Raw genomic sequence first — 11,298 nt, 5'->3', positions numbered from 1 at the left:
ACCGGAGAACGCCATGGAACAGAAACGTCCTTCCATTCCGATGCAGGTCCAGGCGTTCCGCCGTCGCCGCTGGCGGCCTCGCTGGCCCTGGGTATTGGCTGCTGCGCTGGTCGCGCTGCTGCTGATCTGGCTGGTGTCCCGGACGCCCGGCGAATCCTCAGCGCCGTCGCGCGCGCCGGTCAGCACGGCGCAGGTCGCTGGGCCACCCTGGCAGATGGGCAACCCGGAAGGCCGTTTCACGCTGACGCTCTATGCCGACCTGGAATGCCCGTTCTGCCGGGAGTATTTCCCGCAGCTCAAGCGCTGGGTCGGCAACAACACCGACGTGGCGCTGCAATGGCATCACCAGCCGCTGGCCGCGCACGAGCCTGCCGCGTCGGCCGAGGCACGTCTGGCCGAGTGCGCCGCCGAAGCGGGCGGGCATGCGGCGTTCTGGCAGGCGGTCGAATGGGTCTATGCCCACACGCGCAGCGACGGCCAGGGCTTGCCCGATGGCTTGCGTTACCCCGAAACAACGTCAGCCATCGAACAGTGCATGGCTAGCGAGCGCCCCAACGTGGCCATCCGCGCGCAGGCCGCGGAAGCCACCAAGAGCGGCGTGACCGCCACGCCGTCGCTGCGACTGCTCGATCGCCAGACGGGCCAGGCCATCCTGTTGCAGGGGCCGATCGAGGGCGATGCCTTGCTCTCGGCCATGGACCTGCTGGCGGCCGGGGAAATGGCCAGCGACGCGCCGGGTTCGCCCGCCACCCCCACATCCGAAATGCCTGCCGACGTTGTCGGCGACATGCCCAGGTAGCCCTCGGTCTTGAAGGCTACGGCGCGGCTCGCCGCGCTGACCGCTACCCGTTCGCTTTCGCATCCTGGCCGCGAACAATCACCGCCGCGCGGTGATGGATGCACCTTGTTCCGCTGTTTCCATCCCCAGGAGGGCTTGCCCTCCCAGGGTGGCGCCCTCCGCTCACTTTCTGGAGGTCCGCCATGTCTCTCGTCGCCAACGACTCCTGCGTGGAGCCACGTTTTGCCCCCATGTCCCAATCCGATGACTGGATCATCCGGCAAGCCATCGCGCTGCTGGAGCAGCGGGTCTTCAAGAAGGGGCCATCCCTGGAGAGGCCTGCCGCCGTCAAGGACTACCTGCGCCTGAAACTGGCCGCCGAGCCCAATGAAGTCTTCGCCATCGTGTTCCTCAACAGCATGCACGAGGTGCTGGCCTACGAGCCGATGTTCAGAGGCACGATCCATTCGACCTCGGTGCATGCGCGTCCGATCGTGCAGCGTGCCTTGGAACTGAATGCGGCAGCGGTCATTTTTTCTCACCAACACCCTTCGGGCTGCACGGAGCCGTCGAGCGCGGACCGTGCGTTGACCCAAACGCTGAGGGCCGCGTTGTCGCTGATCGACGTGAGGGTGCTGGATCACCTCATCGTCGGCCAGGGCACGCCGTACTCGTTCGCGGAATCCGGCCTGCTGTAGCGACGGCATCGGCTCCCTGATCCACGCGGAGGCTTCGGCCTCCGCTTTTTCATGGGCGCGAGACAAGCAGGTATGCGGGCAGTGCGCGATGCGCATTGTTTGTTGGGGCCGCGTCGGCTTCGCGTTTGACTACTGCTCTGATCAACTTCAAGGGCACGCGACATGACAGCATCCCTTTCCAGGTTCGCGCCGGGCTGGCGAACCCTCGGCCGGGCCGTGGCGCTGCCGGCAGCCCTGGCCGTTTTCAGCCCGGCCACCTTCGCCGCCGACGTGGTGGTCGTCACCGACAGCCGCCACCCGGTCAAGACCATGGGCGGCGAGCGGCTGATCGAGCTGGACGAAGCCCACAGGATTGAAGCGGAGCTTTCCGCGGGACTGCCCACCGACCCCGAACAGGCGACGGCCATCGTCAAGCGCCGGCTGAATGGCGGCGGTGCCGATCTGCAGCGACGCATCGCTTCCGCATACCAAGGCGTTACCGACGCATGGAGCCTCGGCATCACCAGCCTCCCGGCCGTGGTGGTGGACAGGCGCTATGTGGTCTATGGCGAGCCGGATGTGGCTCGCGCTGTCGCGCGCATCGAGCAGCACCGGAGGACCCAGCCGTGACCCGACCATTCGACCTGATGCGCCGCCTGCGCGCTGGCGTGGCTTCGTTGCTGCTGCTCAGCGCCACGGGCAGCTACGCCCTCAATACAGCGACCATCATCGGCTCGGTGGCATCGCCCGATTGCCTCGAATACCGCGTCGTCGGCATCTGCTACTGGCTCTACTGCACATGGACGGGCTGCACCGTGCGCACGTCGATCAAGGTGCGCCACTACATCCCCGATGCAGTGGTGTCGTCGTACTCGAATACCGGAGAAAACCCCTGGGTCGAAGTCCAGGCAATGAGCACGCCCAACCCGTCCGCCCAAGCTGGCGGCGACGGAACGACGAACGAGGATCACGAAAACAGCCTCGCCAAATTCAAGAACGCGGATGTCATCGGTCACCCCGGCGCAGAGGTGTTCAACCAGTTCGTCTCTTCGTCAGGCTACTTCTGTGAGGGCGCGGGCACGGCGTTTATGCCGTACTTGCTCAGCACCCTGGATACGCTGGCCTGGCGCTACAACGTGCCCGAGATGGCCTACCCGGAAGCGCTGATTCCGGGCCGGCGCGAAGTCGGTGCCCGTACCACGATGAATCTCTGGGGCAACGTGTATCCCCGTGGCGGCTTCCTGCACCAGACCGACGACTTCAAGGCCGGCGCAGTGGTGGCCCAGCGTGCGGGCGATGTGGTCACGCGCCGCGGGCAGATCCACGTCTATCAGCCGTTGCTTGCCAACTCCCGTGACGGCTACTGGCCGGCCGGCGCGCTGATGGAGGGCGAGGCCTCGACCGGCAAGTGGCAAGAACTCACGCCCGTCCTGTCCTCGTCCTGCACGGTCTTCCCGCGCAGCGGCTTCCTTACCCAGGCCCAGCAAGGCGACTACGCATGGGCGCTGTGGCGGCCGTATGCCTGCTGCGAGCGCCGGGGCCAGGTGTTCCTGGGCAGCGTCGATTTCCTCTGAGGGGGTGCCATGAAGTTCCGTCCTGCATTCAATCCGTTCTCCCGCCGGGTACGTCGCACGGAGATCGTCCTGGCACTGGCCGGCGCGCTCGCGCTGGGCAGCGGCGTGGCCTGGGGTCAACTGGGATACCAGACCAGCGGCAGCGTCATCGGCGATGACGTCATGTACTCGATCGGTGGCGGCAACGCCGTGTCGATGGGACGTGCAGCCGGCATGCGCTCCATCGGTGTCGGCGTGGGTTGGAACAGCAACTTGATCTGCGGCGACATGAGCATCCAGACCACGTTGAAGAACCAACTTAACGGCATTACCAACGGCTTCCAGCAAATCATGTCGTCGGTGATCCAGAGTGCCACCAGTGCGGTGGCATCGTTGCCCGCACTGATCATCCAGCGGGCCGATCCCGGTCTGTACAACCTGCTCACCAATGGCGTGCTGCAGGCGCGGCTGGATTTCGACCGCAGCAAGCTGACGTGCCGTGCCATGGCCGAGAAGATGGCCGAAACGGCGGGCGGCCAACTCGGCTGGAGCCAGATGGCCGAAGGGCTGGCGCTGCGCGATGCCGTGTCGAGCACGGATGCGGTCTCGGCCATCGAGCAGGCCGAGACGCGCCGCGGCAATGACGGCGTGCCGTGGGTCGGGGGCAGCAACGCGGGCGGCTCCGGCCAGCCCGCGATCAAGGTCGTCGGCGATGTCACCCGCGCTGGCTACAACCTGGTCAACGGCCGCGGCGTGACCGACACCTCGTCCATTGCGCCGGCCAGTTGCAGCAGTCTCTCGTGCCAGACCTGGACCTCGCCGCAGGCTGCCGTCGAGTGGGCCACGCGCGTGCTCGGCGAGAAGGAGCAGCGCACGTGCGATGCCTGCACCAAGACCGAGACGACGCCGGGCGTCGGGCTCACGCCGCTGATCCAGGAGGAGTACGACGCCAAGCTGCAGGCGCTCCAGGACCTGGTAACCAAGGCCAAGAACACGACGCCGGAGAACCTGCGCGAAGCTGGCAGTGCGTCGCTGCCGATCACGCGCGGCGTGATCGAGGCGCTGCGCGACGAGCCCGACCAGCACCTGCTGTCGCAGCGCCTCGCGTCCGAGGTCGCGCTGGCATCCGTGCTGGAGAAAGCGCTGCTGCTGCAGCGCACGCTGCTCACGGGCAAGAAGGAGCCCAACGTCGCGGCGAACGAACTTGCCGTGGAGGCGGTGAACCACGAGAGCGACACGCTCGACCGTGAGATTCGCAACCTCAAGACCGAACTGGAGCTGCGGCGCGAACTGGCGAACAACTCGCCCATGGCGATCATCCAGCGCCACGGCGCGCGCGCGGCCGGTTCGCGCGGCATCTACGAGGGCGATCCTGTGCCGGACCGTCTCGACCAGCTCCAGAAGGGCAATCCGGGGAGTCGGCCATGAGCCCGGCGCGCATGGCCTGGCGGCCGCTGCGCTGGTTGTTCAGCCGGCGCGCGGCGAAGACGCTGCTGTGGCTGGTGCTTATCGTTGCCGCCGCAGTGGGGGCGAACGTCGCGGGCATCAACCTGGTCGGCAGCGTTGCAGGCTGGGAACGGTGGCTGGCGGCCTCCGCAGGGTATTTCTTCATCTGGCGGCTGTGCGTGTACGCGGCAACGGCCTATGGATGGTTCTGGATGCGCCGCCGGGTGCTGGCCCGCGAAGACCAAAGCGGGACAGATGGGCAGGCGCGGCGCCGGCTGATCCGTACCGAGGTCGCCGGCGTCGTCGCCATCGTCGCGCTGGAAGCCAGCCTGTTGATGCAGGCCGCTTGAGGGGAGATCGGGGCCATGACGCTCTTCACGACCGACTATCTGGAGTACTACCTCACCCTCGTGTCCTGGATCGTCAACAACGGTATCTGGGCCGTGCTGGTGTCCAGCGGGGTGTTCGCGCTGCCTTTCGTCGCCATCGTCGTGCAGGAGTGGCTGAAGGCCCGCGCGGAAGGCGCTGACGAGGGCAACAAAGGCGTTCTGAGTGCCGCCCGTATCGAGAACCGGGTGTTCGTCGCGATCGTGGTGGTGATGTTCGCGGGCATTCCGTTCATCGACGTGGACCTCAGCACCATCCAGTACGACAGCTCGCGCTCGGCGCAGTGCCAGGTCAGCGTGCCGCAGCCCACGGAAACCGGCTGGTCGCAGTCCTTCAGCACCATCAACAACCAGTCGGCGAAGGTGCCGGTCTGGTGGGCTTTCATGCACGCGCTCTCGCGCGCCGTCACGAGCGCCTCGGTAGCGGCGATCCCGTGCGGTACGGACCTGCGGCAGATGAGGATGGAGATCGACGCGACCCGCATTGACGACCCGGTACTGGCTCAGGAGGTCGCGGACTTCTCGCGGGATTGCTATGGGCCTGCGCGGGCCAAATTGTTCATGCAGCGCCCGGATCTCGATGAGCAGCAGATGCACGACGTAACCTGGATCGGCTCGCGCTTTTTCACGGACACGGGTGGCTACTACGACAGCTACCGCTCCAGCACGGCGCGCGAGGCATGGCCCTATGACGACACCCGCGATGCAGGCCTCGCGCAGGTTGCCAATGGTGGCGGCTACCCGACCTGCAGGCAGTGGTGGTCAGACGGCAGCAACGGCCTGCGCGCGCGGCTGCTGGGGCAAGTGGCCCCGACCCTGCTGAATCGCCTGGCGGGCTGGGCCGGGTTCCTCAGCCGGGCCGAGGTGGACGATTCGGTGATCCGCGCCATCGCGTCACCGCGGCAGCAGAAACTGAACCAGGGCAGCGTCTATACGGACTACGGCGGCCAGATCGACAAGACCCTGCCGAACATCGTGACGCGCGCCACGGGCGACGTGGGGATGGCAGTCGGCGCGATTGCCGCGTTTCCTGCCATGGATGTCGTGCGCCAATCCCTGCCCATGATCCTCGCCTTACTGAAGATGGCGCTGGTCATCTGCATCCCGCTCGTGCTGGTTGTGGGCACCTACGACCTGAAGACGGTCGTCACCGTCAGCGTCGTGCAGTTCGCGCTGTTCTTCACGGACTTCTGGTTCCAGCTCGCACGCTGGATCGATTCAACGATTCTGGACGCGCTTTATGGCTGGGGCTTTGGCTGGAACCGGCCGCACACCAACTTTGACCCGCTGGTAGGGTTGAACAACGCCTTCGGCGACATGCTCCTGATGTTCGTCATGGGCACGATGTTCCTGGTTCTGCCGGGATTCTGGCTGGCGAGCCTTACCTGGGTTGGGATTCGGGCCGGGCACGTCATCCAGGGACTTTCCGATGGCAGCAAGAGCGCCGGCCAAGCTGGCGGCAAGGGTGCCGGGGCGCTCACCGGAGGAAAACTGAAATAGCGCGAGGCCGGTCAGTCGTCGGTGTACAACTCGTGCGACGTGTCGTTGTACAGGTTGGGATCGTAGCCCGGCGTCTTGCGCAGCTCGGTGAGGTCGGTGAAAGGCCACTCGTCCTCATCCGAAGTATTTGCAGCAGCAGCCCATCCCGCCGCCGCAACGCCCAGCATCACGAGTGCAAACCAAAACGCAACGTAGAGCAGCACCCCCAGTACAGCCAGCTTGGCTACCCACACGAGCGCGGTAGCGCCAGCTCGCGGCATGCCCTTGGACACCAACCAGTTCGACGCCCGCCGTTCGCGTCGCGCATAGGCACGCCATCCGCGGCCAAAGGCGCGGCCGAGGCGTTCTGCGGTGCTGGTGCGGGTCGTCGTGTTCATGGTCGTCTCCTGCTGTTGAGGAATGCCTATTCCAGTTTGCTCCACTTCATTCGGTTTGCGGCTTCAATGTGTTTTCTTGCTGCTTCAGGACGCTTCGTCATCCGGCCCCACCGGGCCGGGGTCGGGTTCAACGCCGATGCGGTAGGTAACAACGAAACGCGGCCAGTCCACATGGTCCACCAGGTCGATGTCCTCGATGACGCCAACCTTCGCTCCCGCACGCTCGAACAGGGCGATGCTCTTGGCGGGATAGTTGTTGCGCGACGGATAGAGCACCCCGTCGAACAGCGCCTGGCCATCATCTCCGAGCATCGCATGCACCTGGGCGGACACCCGCTGCGTGTGCGTGTAGTCGCGGCTGGCCAACTGCTCCAGGTTCAGGCCGAAGTAGCCCGCCATGACGCCCTGCGCCGTGAGATCGGCCAGAAACACGTCGTCCATCACGCCTACTGCGCGCACCATCCGGGCTTGGACTTCTTTCAGCGCGATCGAGCGTTGCGTGTCCGCAAGCCACTGGTGCTTGTGAAACACCGACTCCATCAGCGCCGTGGGCAGGTCGCGCCCCAGGTAGAGCACGCCGTAGGCCCCCGCTGGGTCATCGTAGCGATTCGTGCTGCTGCGGCCATAGTACAGCGGGCTGCCCCGATAGACGACGCGGCTCACATGCTGGAGCAGTTCACCGGCATCGATCAGGAACGAAGGCAGCTCGTGGCTCATGGCGGTCTCGCTTCAATGCACCTGGACGCCCAGCACGTTGAACACGGCCTCGGCCACGTCATCGATCGTGCCATGCGTCACCGCATCCACGGGCGAGCGACCACCCAGGCCTTCGAGGGGTTCGGACAGCGCGCGGTAGATCGTCCAGTGGTCGATGCCCTCGACCTCCTGGAGCACGGTTTGGGTCAACTGCTGCTTCACCGGGTCGAGCTGCCAGTCGGGCAGCTTCTGGCCGCGCGGCCCCACGTTCAGCGCCAGCAGCCGACGGGCGAGGATGTCCTTGTAGATTTGCTGGCGCGACTTGTCCGCCAGCTTGGCGAACTCGGCAGGCGGCAGGTTGTCCGGCTGGTTGAAGGCTTCCAGCAGCAAGGCGCGGCCTCGCTGGACATCGGTTTCAGCCGGTGTCCAGCGCGTGTCGGAGCGCAACGCGGCCGCCTTGCGCTGCAAGGCCTGCGCCACCGTTTCACCTTCCAGGTTGGCGGGCAGCGTCACCGCCTCCACGCGCTCGTGGATGAACGCCTGCAACTCAGCCGCGAACGCCGGTGCATCCCGGATTTCGACGGTATCGGCGAAGCGTCGCACATCCTCCACCGTGACTCGCGGCAGCCGGTCGGCAATGAATTCGATCGCAGTGGGCATGGTCAGCTCCCAGGTAGGTTTGAGACAGGATTCACTCTAGTCTCCTTTGTCGCATTTGTCAACTTAGTCGCCCGGGTGGGAGCCTACCTGGCGGTGTAGCGCCCCGGCAGCATAGGCCGGGGCCCAGCGCCAGGTCGCCGTCTAATCCATTCGTGCGGGTTCCGCATTGACGCTGGAGCCGCAGCCCAGGCCCCGCTATACCGAAACGGTTAAAGGCCAAAGGGTCGAAACGGCAAGGGAATGGGGTGCAAGGGGAAAGGCCCTACCTTGAAAAGGCCAAAAGGCCTCCCGCCCGGCCCGCCATCAGGACACCGACATGCTCTCCCTGTTCCAGCGAAAACGGCCCCCGGTCGCTGCCGCGCCGTCGCCAGCACCCGCCACCGACCTCCCGAAAGGGTTGATGCGGCCGGAGTCGGCCGCATCGTTGCTCGCCACCCCGCGCCGGCAGAAGCTGCTGGAACACATCTGGCAGCGCACCTCGCTTTCGCGCAAGCAGTTCGCCTCCCTGTACCGCGCGCCGCTGGAGCGCTACGCCGAGCTGGTCCAGGCCTTCCCGGCTTCCGAAGCGCATCACCATGCCTACCCGGGCGGCATGCTCGACCATGGCCTCGAAATCGTCGCCTACAGCCTAAAGCTGCGGCAGTCCCATCTGCTGCCCATCGGGGCCAGCCCCGAAGACCAGGCGGCGCAGGCCGAAGCCTGGACTGCGGCCGTCGCCTATGCCGCACTGCTCCATGACATCGGCAAGGTGGCCGTCGATCTGCACGTCGAGCTGGCCGACGGCAGCACCTGGCACCCATGGCACGGCCCGCTGCGCCAACCGTACCGCTTCCGCTACCGCGACGACCGCGAGTACCGGCTTCATAGCGCCGCGACAGGCTTGCTGTACCAGCAATTGCTCAATCGCGATCTGCTGGACTGGCTCAGTGGCTATCCATCCTTGTGGGCGCCGCTGCTCTACGTCTTGGCTGGGCAGTACGAGCACGCCGGGGTTCTGGGCGAGCTTGTCGTGCAGGCCGACCGCGCCTCCGTCGCCCAGGAGCTGGGCGGCGATCCCGCGCGCGCCATGGCCGCGCCCAAGCACTCGCTCCAACGCAAGCTGGTCAACGGGCTGCGCTACCTGCTCAAGGAAGAGCTGAAACTGAACCAGCCGGAGGCCTCCGATGGCTGGCTCACCGAGGACGCGCTGTGGCTGGTGAGCAAGACAGTCTCGGACAAGCTGCGCGCGCACCTGCTGTCCCAGGGGGTCGATGGCATCCCCGCGAACAACACGGCCGTGTTCAACGTGCTACAGGATCATGCCATGTTGCAGCCCACCGCCTCCGGCAAGGCCATCTGGCGCGCAACTATTACCAGTGAGAGTGGCTGGTCCCATGCCTTCACGCTCCTGCGCCTGGCCCCGGCGCTGATCTGGGAGCCCTCGGAGCGACCCAGCCCATTTGCGGGAACCGTGACCGTGGACAACGCCGGCGAGGCCGAGGACGGGCCGCGCCCGTCCGCACCCGACGCTGCATTGCTACCTGGAGCAGCGGTGGCAACGGAGAAGGAGCCCGCAGCAAGCAGCCGTCCAGATCAGTCGGGCGGAAGTCACGCCATACCTCCCAGCACGCAGCGCAATCCGGCCGACCCACTGGAAAGCATGCTGGCGATGTTCGAGACAACGCCTGAGCCGGAGCAGTCCGTCGAAGCCCCGCCAGAGGGTGCCGACGATGCAGCGGTGCCGCTCGACCCTCCCGCATCGGCCCCAGGTCCTTCGGCGCCGACCGCCGCGCCTGCGCCGCACGATTTCGCCTCATTTACCGGGCGGCCATCGGGCGAGCATTTCATGGCCTGGCTGAAACAGGCCGTCCAGACCCGCAAGCTCATCATCAATGACGCCAAGGCCCTGGTACATACCGTGTCCGACACGGTTTACCTGATCAGCCCTGGTGTTTTCCAGCGCTACGCACAAGAGCATCCAACCATTGGGCCGCTTGCGAAGGACGCGGCCCTGCAGGACTGGCAGTGGGTGCAGAAGCGCTTTGAAAAACTCGGACTCCACAGGAAACAGCCATCGGGTCTGAACATCAGGACGTGCGAGGTCATGGGACCGCGCAAAACGCGCCAGGTGCATGGCTATTTGCTCGAAGACCCATCGCACATATTCGATGCCGTTCCACCGAACAATCCTTATCTGTCGCTCAAATAGCCGACTAAGAGGGGAAGTGCCACACGTTCTGTTTGAACGGGTGGCAGGCTTCAGTCGATCCGAAGAGGCTCGAACGACTTGACGAGTTGGTCCACCGCCTTGACCTGCCGCAGCAGCGGTTCGAGCGTGTCCAGTGGCAGAGCGCTGGGTCCGTCACAACGTGCATGCGCCGGGTCGGCGTGTGCTTCGAGGAACAAACCGCCAATGCCGACCGCCATGCCGGCCCGCGCGAGTTCGGGCAACTGTTGGCGACGCCCACCCGAAGCCAACGCATCCGCTTCTCGCCGCTGCAGGCTATGGGTTACGTCGAACACCAGTGGCAGGCCACTGCTGGCAACGCTCATTTCGCGGAAGCCCAACATGTCCACGACGAGATTGTCGTAGCCGAACTGCGTGCCACGCTCGCACAGCAGGACGCGCGGGTTGCCAGCCTCGTGCAGTTTGTGGACGACATGCCTGATCTGGCCCGGGCTGAGGAACTGCGGCTTCTTGACATTCACTACCCGACCGGTGCGGGCAATGGCGGCCACCAGATCGGTCTGCCGGGCCAGGAAGGCCGGAACTTGCAGTACGTCGGCAACGGCAGCGACCTGCATGGCCTGCTCAACCTCATGCACGTCGGTCAAGACTGGGCATCCGAACCGCGACTTGACCGCATCGAGGACCCGCAGCCCTTCCTCCAGGCCGACACCTCGGAAAGAATGGATCGACGAGCGATTGGCCTTGTCGAACGACGCCTTGAAAACGAAGGGTATCCCCAGCTTGCGCGTCACCTCCGCGAAGTGCTCAGCCGCAGCCAGGGTCGTATCGAGATCCTCGATGACGTTGATGCCGCCGAACAGCACGAACGGCAGGTCGTTGGCGACTGTGATGCCCTCGGAAATGGCGACGTGCAGGGAGGTGGCTGATGATGTCGATCGCATAAAAATTCCTCTCGTGATGTCAACGACCGCAGGCGAAAGCGCCGAGCGTCGTCGGCGAAGAATGCCTCACGGTCTTGAGCTTTGCGTGCAGACGCGTCCACAACAGCGCTTACA

At 65.5% G+C, this 11,298-nt stretch carries 12 protein-coding genes; 8 read left to right on the top strand and 4 right to left on the bottom strand.

What is annotated here, in order from left to right:
- The first annotated feature begins 13 nt into the window (after positions 1-13).
- The 7 genes from MAQ5080_RS14265 to MAQ5080_RS14235 all read left to right on the top strand — a co-directional run bounded on the left by MAQ5080_RS14265 (position 14) and on the right by MAQ5080_RS14235 (position 6,340).
- On the top strand, positions 14-799 hold the full coding sequence (locus MAQ5080_RS14265) for a DsbA family protein (protein WP_012614069.1): 786 nt from the start codon (positions 14-16) through the stop codon (positions 797-799).
- Positions 800-981: 182 nt separating this feature from the next.
- Entirely contained in the window at positions 982-1,476 is a 495-nt protein-coding gene (locus MAQ5080_RS14260) for a JAB domain-containing protein (protein WP_003821118.1), read from the top strand.
- Positions 1,477-1,638: 162 nt separating this feature from the next.
- A complete protein-coding gene (locus MAQ5080_RS14255; RefSeq protein ID WP_003821119.1) occupies positions 1,639-2,085 on the top strand; it encodes a TIGR03757 family integrating conjugative element protein in 447 nt (148 codons plus the stop codon).
- Positions 2,082-3,029 (top strand): TIGR03756 family integrating conjugative element protein, encoded by a 948-nt coding sequence (locus tag MAQ5080_RS14250; protein WP_003821122.1) that lies wholly within the window; start codon positions 2,082-2,084, stop codon positions 3,027-3,029. The genes MAQ5080_RS14255 and MAQ5080_RS14250 overlap by 4 nt, the downstream gene beginning before the upstream one ends.
- A 9-nt stretch (positions 3,030-3,038) precedes the next feature.
- Positions 3,039-4,436: an integrating conjugative element protein gene (locus tag MAQ5080_RS14245; RefSeq protein WP_003821123.1), complete on the top strand. Its 1,398-nt coding sequence runs from the start codon at positions 3,039-3,041 to the stop codon at positions 4,434-4,436.
- Positions 4,433-4,804, top strand: coding sequence for a hypothetical protein (locus tag MAQ5080_RS14240; protein WP_003821125.1), 372 nt, complete (start codon positions 4,433-4,435; stop codon positions 4,802-4,804). The genes MAQ5080_RS14245 and MAQ5080_RS14240 overlap by 4 nt, the downstream gene beginning before the upstream one ends.
- A 15-nt stretch (positions 4,805-4,819) precedes the next feature.
- Positions 4,820-6,340, top strand: a complete 1,521-nt coding sequence (locus tag MAQ5080_RS14235; protein ID WP_067211417.1) for a conjugal transfer protein TraG N-terminal domain-containing protein — start codon at positions 4,820-4,822, stop codon at positions 6,338-6,340.
- Between the two features lie 11 nt (positions 6,341-6,351).
- Here the strand turns inward: MAQ5080_RS14235 and MAQ5080_RS14230 are convergent, their stop codons facing one another.
- The 3 genes from MAQ5080_RS14230 to MAQ5080_RS14220 form a co-directional block, all read right to left on the bottom strand.
- Positions 6,352-6,717, bottom strand: coding sequence for a DUF3742 family protein (locus tag MAQ5080_RS14230; RefSeq protein ID WP_003821127.1), 366 nt, complete (start codon positions 6,715-6,717; stop codon positions 6,352-6,354).
- 84 nt (positions 6,718-6,801) lie between these two features.
- Positions 6,802-7,434 carry an RES family NAD+ phosphorylase gene (locus MAQ5080_RS14225; RefSeq protein WP_012614066.1) on the bottom strand — a complete coding sequence of 211 codons (633 nt, stop codon included), beginning with the start codon at positions 7,432-7,434 and terminating at the stop codon, positions 6,802-6,804.
- A gap of 12 nt (positions 7,435-7,446) precedes the next feature.
- Positions 7,447-8,073, bottom strand: a complete 627-nt coding sequence (locus tag MAQ5080_RS14220; protein ID WP_003821129.1) for an integrase — start codon at positions 8,071-8,073, stop codon at positions 7,447-7,449.
- A 316-nt stretch (positions 8,074-8,389) separates the two neighbouring features.
- On the opposite strand from MAQ5080_RS14220, the gene mobH reads away from it, so the two are divergent.
- Positions 8,390-10,261, top strand: coding sequence for a MobH family relaxase (gene mobH, locus MAQ5080_RS14215; protein WP_003821130.1), 1,872 nt, complete (start codon positions 8,390-8,392; stop codon positions 10,259-10,261).
- Between the two features lie 50 nt (positions 10,262-10,311).
- Here mobH and kdsA read toward each other — a convergent pair whose 3' ends face one another.
- Positions 10,312-11,184 (bottom strand): 3-deoxy-8-phosphooctulonate synthase, encoded by an 873-nt coding sequence (gene kdsA, locus MAQ5080_RS14210; protein ID WP_003821131.1) that lies wholly within the window; start codon positions 11,182-11,184, stop codon positions 10,312-10,314.
- Positions 11,185-11,298 lie beyond the last annotated feature (114 nt).

Source organism: Marinomonas aquimarina, assembly GCF_900089755.1.
Taxonomy (GTDB): Bacteria; Pseudomonadota; Gammaproteobacteria; order Pseudomonadales; family Marinomonadaceae; genus Marinomonas; species Marinomonas aquimarina.
This window is presented reverse-complemented; position numbering and strand designations above follow the sequence as displayed.